A 17,039-nucleotide genomic window follows, 5' to 3' on the forward strand; every position below is an offset into this window, starting at 1 on the left:
AAGGAGGCGGCTGCGCGATGAACAAGCATCTGGCTACGCTTCAGCACAATTACCCCGATATTGCCGAGTGCCTCCCTGCCATCGAGCAAGCCTATGAGCTGCTCGAGCGCTGTTACCGCGAGGGCGGGCAGCTGCTCGTCGCCGGTAATGGCGGCAGCGCTTCGGATAGTGAGCATATCGTTGGCGAGCTAATGAAGGGCTTCTTGCTGCCGCGCCCTGTGCCGCAGCAATTCCGAGACACCGTTACGGGGCTGTTCCCCGAGGAAGGCGCATTGTTGTGCGATCAGCTGCAAGGGGCATTACCCGCGCTGTCGCTCGTTAGCCAGAACGCCTTCAATACGGCGTTCGCGAATGATCGGTCGTACGAGATGGCTTTTGCCCAGCAGGTGTACGGATATGGCAGGGCAGGCGATGTGTTCCTCGGCCTCAGCACATCGGGTAATTCACGCAATGTCGTCCATGCCGTGCAGGTAGCTAAGGCGAAAGGGCTTCGGACAATCGCGCTTACCGGCGGTACCGGCGGCAAACTGAAGGAGCTGTGCGATGTCACGATTGTGGTGCCTCACTCAGCGACACCGGCCATTCAAGAGCGTCATCTACCAATCTACCATACGCTCTGCATTATGCTGGAGGAGGCGTTCTTCGGATCATGCTGACTTTTGCCGGACTGGATATAGGCGGAACCAAGTGTGCGATTACTCTTGGACGCGCCACCGATCACGACATTGACATCATCGCTAAAACATCTTTTCCAACCGCTTCATCTCCTCACGAGACACTTCAGCAGCTACTTCACGAGCTAGACAACATGCTAGAGCAGCACCCGGAAGACAAACAAAGACTGCAAGCCATCGGCATCAGCTGCGGCGGACCGCTAGATAGTACGCGTGGCCTTATTCTCTCGCCTCCGAACTTGCCGAATTGGGACCACATTGATGTCATCACACCGTTTCAACAGCACTTCGGAGTACCCGTCGGACTCCAAAATGACGCCAACGCCTGTGCGCTCGCCGAATGGCAGTGGGGGGCAGGACGTGGCACGCGCAATATGATCTTCCTTACCTTCGGCACCGGCATGGGAGCGGGGCTTATTCTGGATGGTCGGCTCTATGCGGGGACGAACGACAATGCCGGTGAGGTTGGGCATATGCGGCTAGCTGAGGATGGACCTGTCGGGTACAACAAGGCGGGGTCTTTCGAAGGCTTCTGCAGCGGTGGCGGTATTGCACGGCTGGCGCAGTCGCTTGTAAGTCAGCGATTGGAGGCTGGTGAGCAGCCGCCTTCGTTCTACTCGGTGGGCGAGTCGTCGCTGGATGCGATTACGACTAAAGCCGTGGCGGAAGCAGCACAGGCTGGCGATCCGGACGCGGTGAAGATTTTTCAGGAAGTAGGGCGTCAGCTAGGACGAGGACTCGCGGTGTTAATTGATATTTTGAATCCGCAGAAGGTTGTCATCGGCAGTATCTACGCGCGTCAGCAGGAGCTGCTGCAGCCTTGTATGCTGGAGGAGCTGCGCAAGGAGGCGCTGCCTGGCTCGCTGTCCGTCTGTGAAATCGTCCCGGCTGGGCTCGGCGAGCAGGTCGGCGACTATGCCGCGCTGTCGGTCGCAAGGGCGCTTTACTTGAAAGGATAGATGGAGAGGAACATTATTTTGCGGCAGGGAGGCAGCTGAGATGTCACATCCAATTGGCATGCAAACGGCTGAGGGAAAGGAAATGCTGAAGCAGGTGCGCCGCATCTGCGAGGCGCTTCCCGAGGCGACCGAGTTCATCGACGGGCATGGTCACACGTCGTTTAAAGTAAGAGCGAAGACGTTCATTATGATGAGCGACTATGGCATAAATTTCAAGTCCGATCTGGAGACGCAGGAGATTCTTATCCAGGAGGAGCAATTCTATCGGCCTGCCTACATTGGACATCGGGGCTGGATCGGCATTCGCGAGCCGAAGGACTGGGCGGAAATGGCGACGCTGTTGAAGGAAGCCTACTTGCGCGCTGCACCGAAGCGGCTGGTGAAGCAGGTGCTGGAGGCGGAGTAAAATGGCGAGCTGGAAAGAGCAAAGCTGCTTTTTTACACTGGCTGCGGCTGCCACGAGGTACCTCCAAAGCTTGCCTGTAGCAGCGACCGATGGTCGCTGCTTTTTGGTATCTCAACCATGGCTGACCTCTCGCTGTCGACTGCCGCCCGCAGCACCGCACCTCGTAGCTCCGCACCTCGTAGCTCCGCACCTCGTAGCTCCGCAGCCCGAGACTGCGCCATCGCGTATCCGCTCACCTCGCTAACGAATCGTAAACACCTTATTCGCTTCAGAAAGCACCAAAAAAATATAACGAACCCCAGAAGCGTTATTCGTCACTTTTACAGCCGAAAAGGCTGATTTCGTCCGAATAGCGTATCTGTGATTCGTTACATTTCAAAAACCGGCTAATTGCGGCAAATAACGATTCCGGGATTCGTTAGCGTCACTAGTCCGAGTTCGTTTCTCTTGACTGAAGACTGAGCAATGCCCTGCGAAGATAATAGGTTGGTGGACCGAGCTCCCCTCGGGACTTAACCTCGGTGTGATGCAGGATGGATTGGTAGCTAACCGCATGGTAGACCGCGTGCACGACCTCGCAGAGCGACCAGAGCTCCAGCAATCGCGGCATTGGCTCGAAGTCGATCCACATTTCCAAATACGCATTTCGCAGCTGAGTTTGCAGCGTTAAGTCTTTTTCTCCAAAGATAATAAACATATCCATGAAAGGATGAGCGATACTCGCATCCGTCCAATCAATTAACGTAATTGTTCCATCGTTGATTACGGCGTTCCCCATATGTAGATCACCATGGACGAGTGTAGATGGCACCGCATAGGTCGAAATTCGGTTGCACATATCCAGAATGACGGGCAAATTCCGACGAAGATTTTCAAGCTCCTCATGAGCAAACTCAGAAACGACAACCTGATCCTCTAAAAGCGGTTCAACAAGGGGAAGGAGCATCAGAGGCCTTCGGTCCGCGCATCCTAGCTCTATTATTTCCTCTATACGGGTTATCATTTCAAGTTGAATATGACCGAACGTGCGCAGTAGCTCTAATTTATTCTCCACGGTGTCCCGGCTTAATTTGTCTCCGGCGTCAGCAAGGAGCATCCAGCCTTCGGTATGCTCAGAAGCCAGAACAATCGGCACATGAGCTGGCAATACTCCCGCCATGTAAGTCAGAAATATAGGTTCATGAGCGAACAACGGCTGCTTGGCGTTTGTTTTGAAATATACGATTCCGTGTGTGGTTGTAAGCCGGAGCACACAGGAGAGGCTCCACCACTTGACCTGTTCTGGAAGCGCCGTGAGCTGGATACCGAGCGCTCGAAGAGAACTATGAATCCAAGACATTGCAGGCGTATACCATCCGATACGCTCCCAAGGCTGTCGGAATTCCGGGACATTCTCGCTTTTCGCCTCTACTAGATAATCATGAATAACTTCTCTTTGATACGGTTGCAATATGGGTAGTAGATCCCCGGGGCCAATCCACTTTTCATTTTCCTTCAGAGCCCCGAATGAGGAGTCCGTGCTGTCTAATTCGATAAACGCTTCATTCCCGCCACTGTGACCAGATAATCGGATCCATACGTAACGGCATGCTATGATGGACCGTCCGAGAAGCCCGGACATTTCTCGCGTTATGAAGCTAAGTGAGGCTTCTGTTTGCTCGGAAACGATTAATGCCGGTAAGCTCCAATCTTCGCTGTTAGGTTGCTTAACCGCTAGAAGTTGACCGGTGGAGGGATTGCGGTGCAGTCCGTAAATAACGGATTGAGCTTCATTTTCAGGGGAAACGATTATAGTCAACCTCCTAGGAGTAGAATGGTAATCATAGTTTACCAAATTACTCTATGTAAAACGAAACAAAACCAGCTTCGCTGACAGCATTGTCCGCAAAGCTGGTTCATGCCTTAAAATTTAAACATTTTCAGAATCGGCATAATCGATTTGATCATTCCAAAGCCCATATTCATGATTGGAAATGATTTTCCCATCAGTCCCATGATATTCCCCAAACCTCCAAAACCTTTGCCCAATCCACCGAAACCTCCACCGAAACCTCCGCCAAATCCTCCGCCAAATCCGCCTAGTCCACCTAGCGCACTTCCACCACCGATGCCCCCAGCGCTTGGAATCATACCCCCGCCAAGCATCGAGCCGCCTCCAACCATCGACCCTAACATACCCGGTATAAAACTGGACACTTTAACTTTCCCTACACGTTTGTTGGAAATCGTATTTGTCTTCCGCGGAATCTGCTGTCCGGACAGGAACAGCTGCCCATTCTCTGCACCCGTGACATAGCCGACATAGGAGCGCCCGTTCTTTAATTCGATATATACGGGCTGGCCTACCCATTGCTTGGCGCTGTTTCTTGTCATCCTGGATTTTGTAGTCATTGATTATCACCTCTTTTCTACAGGTATTACAATCTATGCAGACAGCAGCAAGCCGTCTGTACGCTCATGCCATGTAATATTCTTTACGTTCCTATGTACAAGCCCGAACCATACGGATTGCTTTTCATAGTAATAGAGTATAAGTCGTAAGGAGGGGATCGAACGTATTGGTTACTCTTTTGAGAAGTTTTCGGGGGAAATTTGTTGTGCTGAAAATGGTTTCCGCGGAAGAAATCGGAGGCCGGATCGTTAAAGTAAACAATGGCATTGTCGTATTAAGGACGATGCTGGGGACGAAAATTTTTATCCCCATTAGTAAAGTTATTGCTGTCATTACGAAATAATTGGAGAGCGAGTGCCGAGAGCATCCCAACAAGGATGCTTCGGCACTTTTTTTCTAGCGCGAGCCGGGCTTAAATGAAAATAGCGGCCCAGTTTCCCTGAACCGCTGATCTGTAGCTAAACTAAGTTGTTCCGGCAGAAGCACTGCCGTTGAACACAGCTGGACCGGACAGGACCAGGCTGAAAGGGCTGTCTACACCGATGAACAGCACGTACCTTATCTGACCTGTTAAGACGTCAGCTGCCGGAGGGAAATCAGCCGCGGTTATACTGATTGGAAAAAAGGATGCAGTCGGCGCGAGATCAAATTGCTCATCCCAGATTGTCACGCCTGTTCCCGCCGTTCCATCTCCGCCGCGTTCCACAAAAAGCGTAACGGTGGCGGGGGAAGGGGATTCCGGCGTCGGAGGAGCAAAATCAATGCTTACCGTACCTACTAGTGACACGCGGACGTTAGACGTATTGAGTGGGTTCGCAGCGACAACCTGAAGGCCGATGTCCCCCACCAACAAAGGTAAAGTGGATAGCGGCTCCGATCCGCCGAAGCCGTTGTTATGAATGGAGATACGCTCGTCAAGAATTTGAATAGCTATAGTAATCACCTCTTTATCGTTTATAGCATTCTATGAAAACATGCAGAAAGTGGGACTAGTCTAGGGCGTAATTAGGCTGCTCAGCAATCGGCTTGACGTGCCATAGCCGACCAACATAGTGGCCTCGGACAAAGCAGATTTTTACATTTTGGAAGAGAAATGGATATTATTCCGCTATTGACACATACTACATCGTGCGTTAATAATCTAAATATGAGCATATGCTCATATTTAGATATAAGGAAGGCGAGGAACCGATGCAAGTAAGTGAACATACGTTTCTGGATAGTGACAAAGTCGAAGCCATATCGCAAATTTTCAAGGCGCTGGCAGACCCGACCCGCCTGAAGATTCTGTACTTATTGTCTCAAGAGGAATGTGCGGTGAACCATATCGTGGAGGTGCTGGATTTGTCGCAATCGGCTGTCTCGCATCAGCTCGGCTTTCTCCGTAATATTCGGCTCGTGAAGAAACGGCGTGAAGGTACGACGGTGTTCTACAGCTGCGACGATGAGCATGTCGTCTCGCTGCTGCACCAAGCGATCAATCACTGTGACCACTAGTTAGGAGGCTACCACGATGCCCGACCATAAGCAGGACGATAATCATGAACACGACCATAAGCACGACCACGACCATGACCATGACCATGATCACAATGATTCGAATCATCAGCATGACCATTCGCATAAGCAGCAAAAGCAGCACAGTCATCACGGCCACCATCACCACCACGGCCACCATCATCACGGTCATGACCACGGCAGGGAAGGCAACAAAGCCGGGCTTGCGATTGCACTGATTATTACTTTCGGCATTATGCTGCTTGAATTTGTCGGCGGCTTCCTGACGAACAGCCTTGCGCTCCTGTCCGACTCCGGCCATATGCTGAGCGATGCCGGCGCGCTTGCGCTCAGCTTGTTAGCGCTATGGCTTGCTGCGAAGCCATCAACCGCTCGAAGAACGTTCGGCAATCATCGCTTCGAAATTCTCGCCGCACTCTTCAACGGCGTTGCACTCTTCGTCATTGCTGCATTCATCGTCGTGGAAGCGATCAAGCGGCTGAACGATCCGCCAACAGTTGCCAGCGGTTCGATGATGATCATCGCAACGATTGGGTTACTAGCCAACCTGGGCAGTGCTTGGGCGCTTATGCGCAAAGGCGATGTGAAGAACAACGTGAACCTGCGCAGCGCCTACTTGCACGTGCTCGGTGATGCCCTTGGCTCCATCGGCGCAATTGTTGCTGGCGCAGTCATGATGGCATTCGGCTGGTACGCCGCCGATCCCATCATCTCCGTTCTTGTGGCGCTGCTTATTCTTAAGAGCGCATGGGGAATTATTACGCATACCCTGCACATTCTGATGGAGGGAACGCCAGCCTCAGTTGATCAGCAAGAGGTGCGAGAAGCGCTGCTTGCCATCGAGGGCGTAACTGACATGCATGACCTTCATATATGGACGATTACGTCAGGCTTCGACGCCCTTAGCTGCCATTTGCAGATTACGGACGGCAAAGACAGCCAGACCGTTCTGCAGTCGGCAATTCATCTGCTCGCGAAGAAATTCCAGATTGAGCATGCGACCATCCAGGTTGAGGCAGCCGGCATTCAGCACGAGAAATTGAAATGCTAAAAGGCTTGATAGGCGACTTCGCTGCATAGACATGTAGTAGAGGAGCGTGAGTATCAAGTGGATAAGATGGTAAAACGGTACTACCAGCTGAAGAAGAAGCAGAAGGAGCTTGAGCAGGAGCTTTCGGAGCTGAGGGGCGAGATTTTGACACACTGTTCTTCGCAAGGCGTATCGGAGCTCGAGACCCCGCGTTATATGGTCAAGATTGTCCATCAAGAGCGCAAGGAATATGACGATGACAAGCTGTATGCAGCGATTCCCGATCTTGAAGTGTGGCGGCTGCTCTCAAAGCCCGATACCTCCAAAATCGCTTCGCTCATCAAGCTAAACGTCATCACCGAAGAGAAAATTAAAGACACATTCTCGGTCAAACAAGTCTCGTTGCTCCAAGTGGAGAAGAAGTGAGCGATGCGAATCATTCATAGCATTAACCTTCCGTCCAGGCGTTTCTCCGCGTCTGGATTTGTTTTTTATGGTAGATTAGAAGAATGACTGGAAATCACTAATGCAAGGAATAAGGGGGAGCTAATGTTATGAAACATACAACGTATTGGCTGGAAAATGTAAGACTTGAGACGGGATTTCAGGTAGAGGACGGGCGCGTAACGGCGACGGAAACTGCAACGGGGAATATCAAGATTGATGGCGGCAAGGTCGCAGCCGTTACATTCGATCCGATTGCAGCGGACGATACGCTGCCGAAGCGGGACGCGAAGGGAGCACTGCTGCTGCCACCGTTCCGGGATGCGCATATTCACCTCGACAAGACGTATTATGGACGCCCTTGGCAGGCAGTGAAGCCGGCTCGCAGTATATTCGACCGGATAGAGGAAGAACGCCAGCTCTTGCCTAAGCTTCTGCCGACGGCAGCGGACAAAGCGAAGGAAATCTTGGAGCTGTTGCTTGGCTTCGGATCTACCTTCGTGCGGGGGCATGTCAATATTGAGCCGACGAGCGGCATGCGCGGGTTGGAAGCGGCGCAGGAGGCGCTTGCGGCTTATGCGGACAAGCTGAGCTATGAGCTTGTTGCATTCCCGCAGCACGGGCTGCTTCTCTCCGATTCGCGCGGCTTAGTGAAGCAAGCGATTGAGCTTGGCGCGACGCATGTCGGTGGGCTCGATCCAATTGCCGTCGACGGAGATATGGAGCGCTCACTCCACGCGATGATGGATATCGCGGTCGAGACCGACGCTGGCGTCGACTTGCATCTGCACGAGCAAGGCGCAGCGGGCTATGCCATTATGAACCGGCTAGCCGATCTGACGCTGGATGCCGGATGGAAGGGCAAAGTAACGGTTAGCCACGCATTCGGCTTCGCAAGCGGCACGCCGGCAGAGGCGGAGCAATTGGCGGAGCGGTTCGAGGAAGCAGGCATTTCGGTCGCTTCGACGGTACCGATAGGCAGAATGGTCATGCCGCTGCCGATGCTGCACAGCAAAGGCGTCAAGGTGGAGCTGGGAACGGACAGCTTGACAGACCACTGGTCACCTTGGGGCAATGGAGACAATCTGGAGAAGGCCGGACGGCTAGCTGAGCTGTACCATATGTCGGATGAGCTGTCATTGACGCGTGCGCTCCGTTTCATCACCGGAGGCGTGCTTCCGCTGAATGATGCCGGAGCGCGCGTATGGCCGGCTGTTGGCGACGACGCATCGGGCGTCCTCGTTCAGGCGAGCTGCTCGGCAGAGGCTGTTGCGCGGAGAGCGCCAAGAATCGCGAGCTTGCATAAGGGCGTTGTGAGCTGGGGGCAGCTGCAATAGCAGAGGGGTGTAGGCAATGTTCAAGCATATCTGTTTGACAGCCGCTGTTCTTGTCATATCTCTGCTGTGTGTCTCTTGCGCGAATGAGGACAAGCAGGAGCTCGTCCTCTCCAAACAAAGCTACGTCCGTTGGCATGAAGCCGATCAGCGGCTGGAGGTTTATGCGGTCGTGGTGAATCAGTCGAAGGCTCCGCTATCGTTCCGCGCGACCGATGTGATGCTCCGTCCAGAGCTGAGAGATGCCACTGGCATAGAGCGGTTGGAATTGACGGCAGACGATAGGCACGGAACGCCGCCATTTACCCTAAATCCGCATGACGAGACCGTGTTTCAGCAGTTCTTTCGCACAAACCAGCCGCTAACCCAGCAGCTCTTGCAGAGCGGTGTCGGAATTGAGCTGAGTACAGACGATAAAGGCTCCCTAATCCCTATCCAATACGGGGAAATTCAATAAAATTCGACGTCCAGCGAGAGGAAATTCGATTGCGTTTGCAGAATGATTACAACAGCTTAGAAAGTAGCAGGTGCAGATGTATAAGGAGCTGAACGTCCAAGATGAATAATAATAGCTTTCATCTGCAAATTGGCCAGATGCTGGATGAAATTTCAGATACCGTTTTCATTATGAAAGTAAACGGTATGGAGCTGACCTACTACTATATGAATCGTGCTGCATCGCTTTTGACGAACATTACAATGGAAGATGCGGCTGGTAAAACCTTTTTTGAACGTTATGAAACTCCGATGGCCGATTATCTGTACAGAAAATACGGTAAGGTGCTAACCGAGCGAACGGTCATTCGTTACGAGGACGGCGTTGTCATGCCGAATGGCACGATGAGCGGCGAGACGGTACTGACGCCTATTTACGACGAATCCGGTGCGATTGCCTATATTTTCTCCGTTACAAGGGACATTACGGATCGCAAGAACTATGAGAATTTGCTTATCCACTATGCCTATCACGATGATTTGTGTCTGCTCTATAATCGCAGATACTTGCTTGAGCAGACCGGAGCCGCTGAGGCGTTGTTTCTGCTGGATCTAGACTGCTTCAAGAACATTAATGATACATTCGGACACGATGCCGGCGATACGGTCCTCATTGAGGCAGCGACTCGCCTGCACGCGGCGTTCGGCCCTGAATATACACTCGTGCGGCTTGGCGGCGATGAGTTCATCGTTGCGGCGAGCAAGCAGGTGAATCCGGAAGAGACAGCAATGCTGATTATGCAGCTGTTCAAGCCGCCTTTTGACGTGAAAGAGCAGCAGTTAAAGCTTAGCGTCAGTGTGGGCGTCGCCACCCGGCAGGATGGAGAAGATATTCCGACACTGCTGAAGCAGGCGGATATTGCGCTCTATAAAGCGAAGGGGGCCGGGCGAAAAGGCTACCATATCTACGAGTCGACCTCCAAATACGATCATGTCGAGAACTTCATTCATGAGCTTGCGCTTGCAAACGCAATTGAACTGCAGGAGTTTGAGCTCTATTATCAGCTGATCTACAGTCCTCGGCAGGAGCGGGTCGTTGGGGCGGAAGCGCTGCTGCGCTGGAACCGGACAGGGATTGGCATCGTATCGCCGGCTGACTTTATACCTGTAACGGAGCAGACCGGCCTTATCGTACCGATCGGCTATTGGGTCATTCAGCAAGCATGCCGCGACTGGCATCGACTTGTTGCACGTTATGGCATCGACTTTAAAGTGTCGGTTAACATTTCGAGCGTGCAGCTGTCGGAGCCGAATTTTGTCGAGCGTGTTATTGAGATCGTGGTGAGTGAAGGAGTCCCTGCGCAAGGCATTGAGCTTGAGTTGACCGAAAGCTCGGTCATTCATCATTATCAACAGGTGGAGCAGATGCTTGAGCAGCTCCGTGCAGTCGGCTTTACGATTGCGCTTGATGACTTCGGCACGGGTTACTCGTCGCTCAGCATGCTGACGCTGCTGCCGATTGATAAGCTGAAGATCGACCGCTCCTTCATCCGCGATATGAATCAGTCGCTTTTCTCAGCAATGCTTGTTATGGCAGAAGCGCTGCACATGAAGGTCATTGCCGAAGGGGTGGAGGATGCAGCGCAGTATCACATGCTCAAAGAGATGAATTGCTGGGGCCTGCAAGGCTACTTGATTAACAAACCGATTGCTCTGGATGACTTATTGCAACACGCTGTTCCGCAAATGCAGTAATTTCAAGGAGGCGCATGCATCCATGACGAAGCGGGTACTCATTATTGGAGGAACGGGCTTGATCAGCACAGCGATCACGAAACAGCTGCTTGCCCGCAGTGATGTAGAAGTGTGGCATTACAATCGGGGCCTTGGAAATCAGGCAGAGGTTAGCGAAGGTGTGCGGACGATCCATGGTGACCGAACAGACTATGCACGGTTCGAGGCTCAAATGGCGGAAGCTGGACCCTTCGACGGTGTCATCGACATGATTGGGTTTAAGGCGGAAGAGGCGGAGAGCGCGGTTCGCGCTTTTCACGGCCGTGTTGGTCATTACATCTACTGCAGCACGGTGGATGTTTATAGTAAGCAAGGCAACGCCTATCCTGTTGCGGAAGATGGAGAGCGTAATGCGAGCCCATCTTTTCCGTATGCGTATAACAAAGTATTGAGCGAAAATATTTTGTTTGCCGCCCATGACGCAGAGCGGTTCCCCGTGACGATAATACGCCCCGCACAGACGTATGGCGGAAGCGGTACTGCGGTGCCGTCCGTAGCCGATGGCAATTATCAGATGAAGCGGCTGCGGGAAGGGCGTCCGATCATTGTTCACGGCGATGGCATGTCCATCTGGGTGGCGTGTCACCGCGACGATGTGGCTCGCGCTTTCGTGAACGCGATTGGCAACGAGGTGGCGCTGGGCAAAGCGTACAATGTGACGGGCGAAGAGTGGATGACGTATGACCGGTACTGGCGGATTGTCGCTCAGGAACTTGGCGTACGCGAGCCGTCTATTGTCCATATCCCGACGGATCTGCTTGGCAAGCTGCTGCCGAAGAGGGCGGAATGGTGCGTGGAGAACTTCCGCTATAACAACATCTATGACAACAGTGCGGCGCGGCGGGATTTGGATTTCCGCTACACGGTAACGTGGGAGGAAGGCATACGGGATGTAATTCGTGTGCTGGATGAGAGCGGGGCTATTGAAGCGGCAGGCGAACGTCCGTGGTATGATGCGCTGCTCACGTCATGGTCGGAGGCAGAATGTCTGATGGAAGTAAAGATGGTTGGCATGGATGACTGAGCCGAACGCAAACCACGCAATCCTAGTACCAACCATACGGTGCCTACGATTCCACACCATGGATGTGGTATAATGATCGCTCATGAAGTCACGAAGCAAAGGTGGTAGTGGGCATGTTGATTGATATACACGCAAGACTGGATGAGGAAGCAATTCAGGAACTTCTCGGCTGGGCTGTGTTTCCCGAGCCTGAGCATTTGGAGCGTGCGATTAGTTTGTACAAGAATGGCGCGACAGGCGAAGGCGGACACAAGCTGCTCGGCTACGAATCCGAGAATGAAGTTATCGGCTTGATCGGCTATCACTACGTGAACAGCGATACGATTGAGATTGACCATATTGCCGTTACGCCTTCCGATCGAAACAAAGGCTACGGCAGAGGGCTCATTCTTGAGCTGCTGGAGCTGGAGAAGCCGAGCGTGCTCATCGCGGAGACAGACGACAGTGCGGTCGACTTCTACCGCAGCAGCCGGTTCACCGTTGAGAGCCTGGGGGAGAAATACCCCGGCACCGAGCGGTATAAATGCACGTACTATGCAGACGATGAAGATGAGGATGCATAGGGGTAGCAGAAGGAAAGGACTTCCCGGCTCACGCTTGGCGTGGGGGGGAGGTCCTTTTTGTCGTTGTTGTTGAGCGTGTGCGATTGCTTGCTTCGCGAGAGAGCGTATATGATCACTCAGCGCGTAAAAAGCACGAATCGGGAGCTGAGAGAACGTATGTGATCTCTCAGCAATGAAAAGCGAAGGCTTACGCTTAAAAGGACCTCCGAGAGAGCGTATATGATCTCTCAGCGTGCCAAAAGCGTGAATCGGGAGCTGAGAGAAGGTATGTGATCTCTCAGCAATGAAAAGCGCAGGATTACGCTTGAAAGGACCTCCGAGAGAGCGTATATGATCTCTCAGCGTGCAAAAAGCATCGGCAGGCGTGGGCTCTGAGAGTCGAATTTTGCGTCTCTCGGAGCAAAACTGCGGCTGTTTTTGGACTGAGAGTAGTGTTTTCCGACTCTCAGAGTTCGCAGCAGCCCCAATTGGCAAACGTGAAGGCGCCATTTGCTCAGCTTCAGTCGAGGCTAAAGTTAGTATGGTTAACTGTTGAGAGATCATATGTGATCTCTCAGCAGCTGTTTAGCATAATTTCATAGCTGAGAGAACCTATATGTTCTCTCAGCAAGAGAATGCGCAGAATCCCGCTCGAAAGGACCTACGAGAGAGTGTATATGATCTCTCACTGTGCGCAAAGCACAAATCGAGAGCTGAGAGAACGTATATGATCTCTCAGCATTTTTTAGCATGAAATGGCAAGGCGCGCAACGCTGTCGCTTGGCGATCTTGCCAATGGCGAGCAGCATCCAAACTATGCCTAGCTGCTAGTTTCTATGAGTTCTGCTTCACAGCTGGAGGAGGGTAACCACATGGTATCTACATCAATCCAGTACCATTTTGACACTCCCTAAAAAGGTGATAATTCCCTTATAGCGAGGTGGGCTTTGCAACGTACAGAAGGGGTGTTATCTTGAAAGCTAAGAAAGTATTGTGCTGAACTCCATACGAAATGAGGGAATTGATAGCATGTACCGGATTCTAATTGTGGATGATGAACGAATTGAACGTGAAGGCATACAACACTTAATCCGCAAGTATAATCTGGAGCTCGACATGGTGACAGCGGAGAACGGCGAGGCTGCACTGGAGATCGTGAAGCAGCAGCCAATTGATATGATCATGACGGACATTAAGATGCCGTTCATGGATGGACTCGAGCTGTCGGAGAAAGTTAGCAGCATGAATCCCGAGATAGAGATGATTATTTACAGCGCTTATAGCGACTTTGAATTCGCCCGCAGAGCGATGCGGACGAATGTATCGAACTACTTGCTCAAGCCGATTCAAATCTCTGAATTTCTCACCACCATGAAGGAAGTCATGGCGAGGTGTGAGGCGAAGTGCACCGCACGCAGCCAAGCGAGCGAGCTGTTGGATGGGTACAATCGCGGGCTTGTGTATGAGCGGGAGAAGCAGCTGATGAATGCACTCAACGGGACTTATGCCGGTGAGGAGCAGGATGCAGAAGGTTCATATATGAACCTCATGCTCGTTGACTGCGGAGGGCGGTATTTTGACAATGCCGAGTTCGTCACCTTGCTCAGGGGACCGATTCGTTATACATACGATTATTTGAATATTAATGAACGCCAGAGTGTCTTCTTCTTAAAGAGCAGCGAACCAATCAACAAGCAGGAGCAGTTGGCGCTGGCAGAGGCAATGATAGCGCAAGCAGCGGACGGTTATCCGGGGCGGATCGGGATCGTTATTGGACGGACGGTTAATGAACTGGAGCAGTTATTTGACGTATTTAATGAAATGGAACAGACGCTCGAGCTGAAGTTTTTTATGGAGGGCAACCCGATTTTATTTACGGACGATGCTTCTCCCTCTACTCAAACCTTGGCTGATGAGAACGAGATTGAGCGGATCCGCAAGCAAGCCAATGAATATATAGACCGTGCTGACGTTCAAGGGGCGCAGTACAGCATCGAGATGCTCTTCTCTACGCTGCGCTCCAGGGGGGATTTTCCCGTGATCTATACGAAATTCATCTGCTCAGAAGTGACGAAGCGGGCCCATGAGCAGGCTGACAAGGAGCGTAGGGAAGACTTTGTGGTCTATCTCGATCAAATCTTTAGTGTCCATTCGTTAACGGAGCTAAAAGATTTAATGATCTCCATCGTTGAGTGTCTCATTCCGGCTCAAACAGAGGCAAAGGAGGAGTCAGCGAGTAAGCTCATTACGAGCGTTGAGCGGCTTATTGAGAAGGATTACAGACAAGACCTGTCGCTGGAGGGCATTGCGGAGCATGTCCATTTGACACCGAGCTATCTCAGTTTTCTGTTCAAGAAGGAAACCGGGAAGAGTCTCGTTCGTTATATTGCCCAGGTACGGATGGTGAAGGCTGTAGAGCTGCTGACAAATACGAATATGAAAATCATTGACATCAGCGAAATGCTCGGGTTCAGCAATTCCTCTTATTTTATACAGATTTTCCGTAATTTCCATGGGGTTAGCCCGGCCAAATACAGGGAGGAAGGCACATCGTAAAAATTTGATGCCCATTCTTAAAAATTTCGCATAGAGGGCGAATGTAATTGCTCGATATAATGAACACGTAACTTTCAAAGGTGAATTTGGGGGATGAACGTGAGGACAAGATGGGTAGGCATAATGCTATGTGCAGCAGTTGCTTTAAGTTTGACAGCATGTGGTTCGAACAATCTTAATCGTATTAATCAAGGGGATGTTGCCGGCATTTCGGCGGCCTCGATGAATTCAAATATCGCTCCCATAGACTCGAATACAGCAGAAGCCATAGACGATGGCCCGTTTAAGAAATATGATCAGCCGATTACGATCTCACTTGGTCGCCAGGGCATTACAGGCAACAATCTGCCTGACGGAGATACGCTCGAGAGCAATCAATATTTGAAATACGTCGAAGATCGGTTGAACGTAAAAGTAAAGTATGACTTCTCGGTTGAAGATCTGGATGCGTATAACCAGAAAGTGAACCTGACGATTGCAAGCGGCGACATCCCGGATATGATGGTTGTCGATGAGCAGCAGTTCAAGCGGCTGACGAAAGCGGGCTTGCTGGCGGATTTGACCAAAGTTTATGAGAAGTACAGCTCCCCGCTTATCAAACAATATTACGCTTCGTACTCCGGCGACCGCGTTCTGAATACAGGTCGCGTGGATGGCAAGCTGTATGCTCTACCGAACACGAATATTGATGGCAGCTATCAGTTGCTGTGGATGCGTAAGGACTGGCTGGACAAGCTTGGCCTGAAGCTGCCGACAACGCTCGAAGATGTGATGACCATTGCGAGGGCGTTTAAGGATCGGGACCCGGACGGCAATGGTGAACCGGACACAGTTGGCTTGCTCGGTGATCAGTCATTGGTATACGATGGCCTGTTCTTCACTTTTGACCCTGTGTTTAACATGTACCACTCCTATCCGAAGAACTGGTTCAAGGATGCGAGCGGCAACATTGTCTACGGCTCTACAACACCGGAGACGAAGCAGGCGCTTGTGCAGCTGAGCCAAATGTATAAAGAAGGATTGATAGATCAACAATTTCTTACCCGCAAGTGGGAAGACAATGTTGGTCTTGTATCCAGCGGCAAAGCAGGCATTCTGTTCGCGCCATGGTTTGCAGGCTGGATGATCTCCGATAGCGTGAAGGCCGATCCGAATGCGGAATGGCTACCGCTGGCTGCACCGCTCGATAGCGACGGTAAGCGCAACGTCGTTCCTTCCGCGCCAGCGGGCACATTCCTGGTTGTCAGCAAGAAGGCTGCGCACCCGGAAGCGGCGCTGAAGCTGCTCAGCGTGGAGTATGAGGGCATCCGCCTCATTGACCCGGCAGCAACTGAACTGTACAAGGGTAAAGGAGTAGGCTGGGCTAACTATCCGCTGAACCTGCAGCTCGACTTCCAGGACGCGATCGCTCGTGACATTCCCGTCTATGAGAAAGTGATTAAGGACGGCGATACGATGAATCTGCCTGAGCGGCTCATTCCACGGGTCAACTCGGTGCTGAAGAATTATAGGGATCCGAAGAAGGACATTACGGCTTTTGCCGATTCCCTCGCTTTCTTCACAGCCGGTGCAGTCATTGGGTCCGATAAAATCACGAAGGTGGAGCCGATCTTCTACGGCAAGACCGAGACGATGGCCAAGCGCGGCGTTTACCTCGACAAGCTTGAGAATGAGACGTTTCTGCGTATCATTACAGGCGCAGCGCCAATCGATGATTTCGATAAGTTCGTATCCACATGGAAGAAAATCGGCGGTGACACGATCGCGAAGGAAATTGACGCTATCGTGAAAACGAGGCGATTCAAGCAGCCGTCATAGATGGAGAAGGGTATCCTTGCGATTTAAGCGAGCGATACCCTTCTTCTGTTTAAGGGAGGTGCTAGATCCTCTATGATGGCTGGTCAATTGCTTAAAAGATCCTATCTTTCTCT

At 51.8% G+C, this 17,039-nt stretch carries 18 protein-coding genes; 14 read left to right on the plus strand and 4 right to left on the minus strand.

Annotation, left to right across the window (positions count from 1 at the left end; genetic code table 11):
- Nucleotides 1–17: 17 nt before the first annotated feature.
- Genes BMY11_RS22275 through BMY11_RS22285 form a run of 3 tightly spaced genes read left to right on the plus strand, consistent with a single transcriptional unit; the run spans nt 18 to nt 2,039 of the window.
- Nucleotides 18–656, plus strand: a complete 639-nt coding sequence (locus BMY11_RS22275; protein WP_090581513.1) for a D-sedoheptulose-7-phosphate isomerase — start codon at nt 18–20, stop codon at nt 654–656.
- Nucleotides 650–1,633 carry an ROK family protein gene (locus BMY11_RS22280; protein WP_090581515.1) on the plus strand — a complete coding sequence of 328 codons (984 nt, stop codon included), beginning with the start codon at nt 650–652 and terminating at the stop codon, nt 1,631–1,633. The genes BMY11_RS22275 and BMY11_RS22280 overlap by 7 nt, the downstream gene beginning before the upstream one ends.
- 40 nt (nt 1,634–1,673) lie before the next feature.
- Nucleotides 1,674–2,039: an MmcQ/YjbR family DNA-binding protein gene (locus BMY11_RS22285; RefSeq protein WP_256217710.1), complete on the plus strand. Its 366-nt coding sequence runs from the start codon at nt 1,674–1,676 to the stop codon at nt 2,037–2,039.
- A 32-nt stretch (nt 2,040–2,071) separates the two neighbouring features.
- Here BMY11_RS22285 and BMY11_RS22290 read toward each other — a convergent pair whose 3' ends face one another.
- The 3 genes from BMY11_RS22290 to BMY11_RS22300 all read right to left on the minus strand — a co-directional run bounded on the left by BMY11_RS22290 (nt 2,072) and on the right by BMY11_RS22300 (nt 4,430).
- Nucleotides 2,072–2,260 (minus strand): pentapeptide repeat-containing protein, encoded by a 189-nt coding sequence (locus tag BMY11_RS22290; protein ID WP_090581517.1) that lies wholly within the window; start codon nt 2,258–2,260, stop codon nt 2,072–2,074.
- Nucleotides 2,261–2,466: 206 nt separating this feature from the next.
- The gene (locus BMY11_RS22295; RefSeq protein ID WP_090581519.1) at nt 2,467–3,837 is read right to left on the minus strand and encodes an aminoglycoside phosphotransferase family protein; all 1,371 of its coding nucleotides are present in this window, start codon (nt 3,835–3,837) and stop codon (nt 2,467–2,469) included.
- A gap of 104 nt (nt 3,838–3,941) precedes the next feature.
- The gene (locus BMY11_RS22300) at nt 3,942–4,430 is read right to left on the minus strand and encodes a hypothetical protein (protein WP_090581521.1); all 489 of its coding nucleotides are present in this window, start codon (nt 4,428–4,430) and stop codon (nt 3,942–3,944) included.
- A gap of 206 nt (nt 4,431–4,636) precedes the next feature.
- On the opposite strand from BMY11_RS22300, the gene BMY11_RS28995 reads away from it, so the two are divergent.
- Nucleotides 4,637–4,774, plus strand: coding sequence for a hypothetical protein (locus BMY11_RS28995; RefSeq protein WP_177182772.1), 138 nt, complete (start codon nt 4,637–4,639; stop codon nt 4,772–4,774).
- A 120-nt stretch (nt 4,775–4,894) separates the two neighbouring features.
- On the opposite strand, the gene BMY11_RS22305 is transcribed toward BMY11_RS28995, so the two are convergent.
- On the minus strand, nt 4,895–5,374 hold the full coding sequence (locus BMY11_RS22305) for a hypothetical protein (RefSeq protein ID WP_090581523.1): 480 nt from the start codon (nt 5,372–5,374) through the stop codon (nt 4,895–4,897).
- Nucleotides 5,375–5,622: 248 nt separating this feature from the next.
- On the opposite strand from BMY11_RS22305, the gene BMY11_RS22310 reads away from it, so the two are divergent.
- From BMY11_RS22310 to BMY11_RS22355, 10 genes are all read left to right on the plus strand, one after another.
- Nucleotides 5,623–5,928 carry an ArsR/SmtB family transcription factor gene (locus tag BMY11_RS22310; protein WP_090581525.1) on the plus strand — a complete coding sequence of 102 codons (306 nt, stop codon included), beginning with the start codon at nt 5,623–5,625 and terminating at the stop codon, nt 5,926–5,928.
- 16 nt (nt 5,929–5,944) lie between these two features.
- Nucleotides 5,945–7,000 (plus strand): cation diffusion facilitator family transporter, encoded by a 1,056-nt coding sequence (locus BMY11_RS22315; protein ID WP_090581527.1) that lies wholly within the window; start codon nt 5,945–5,947, stop codon nt 6,998–7,000.
- A gap of 66 nt (nt 7,001–7,066) precedes the next feature.
- Nucleotides 7,067–7,405 (plus strand): hypothetical protein, encoded by a 339-nt coding sequence (locus BMY11_RS22320; RefSeq protein WP_090581734.1) that lies wholly within the window; start codon nt 7,067–7,069, stop codon nt 7,403–7,405.
- Between the two features lie 128 nt (nt 7,406–7,533).
- On the plus strand, nt 7,534–8,760 hold the full coding sequence (locus BMY11_RS22325; RefSeq protein ID WP_090581529.1) for an amidohydrolase: 1,227 nt from the start codon (nt 7,534–7,536) through the stop codon (nt 8,758–8,760).
- A 16-nt stretch (nt 8,761–8,776) separates the two neighbouring features.
- On the plus strand, nt 8,777–9,214 hold the full coding sequence (locus tag BMY11_RS22330) for a hypothetical protein (RefSeq protein ID WP_090581531.1): 438 nt from the start codon (nt 8,777–8,779) through the stop codon (nt 9,212–9,214).
- A gap of 101 nt (nt 9,215–9,315) precedes the next feature.
- Nucleotides 9,316–10,947, plus strand: coding sequence for a putative bifunctional diguanylate cyclase/phosphodiesterase (locus tag BMY11_RS22335; RefSeq protein WP_090581534.1), 1,632 nt, complete (start codon nt 9,316–9,318; stop codon nt 10,945–10,947).
- Between the two features lie 22 nt (nt 10,948–10,969).
- Nucleotides 10,970–12,010: an NAD-dependent epimerase/dehydratase family protein gene (locus tag BMY11_RS22340; protein WP_090581537.1), complete on the plus strand. Its 1,041-nt coding sequence runs from the start codon at nt 10,970–10,972 to the stop codon at nt 12,008–12,010.
- A 113-nt stretch (nt 12,011–12,123) separates the two neighbouring features.
- Entirely contained in the window at nt 12,124–12,573 is a 450-nt protein-coding gene (locus BMY11_RS22345; RefSeq protein WP_090581538.1) for a GNAT family N-acetyltransferase, read from the plus strand.
- A gap of 1,008 nt (nt 12,574–13,581) precedes the next feature.
- Nucleotides 13,582–15,108, plus strand: a complete 1,527-nt coding sequence (locus BMY11_RS22350) for a response regulator transcription factor (protein ID WP_090581540.1) — start codon at nt 13,582–13,584, stop codon at nt 15,106–15,108.
- Nucleotides 15,109–15,201: 93 nt separating this feature from the next.
- On the plus strand, nt 15,202–16,926 hold the full coding sequence (locus tag BMY11_RS22355; RefSeq protein ID WP_090581542.1) for an extracellular solute-binding protein: 1,725 nt from the start codon (nt 15,202–15,204) through the stop codon (nt 16,924–16,926).
- Nucleotides 16,927–17,039 lie beyond the last annotated feature (113 nt).

It is taken from the genome of Paenibacillus sp. OV219, assembly GCF_900110075.1.
Lineage (GTDB): Bacteria > Bacillota > Bacilli > Paenibacillales > Paenibacillaceae > Paenibacillus_Z.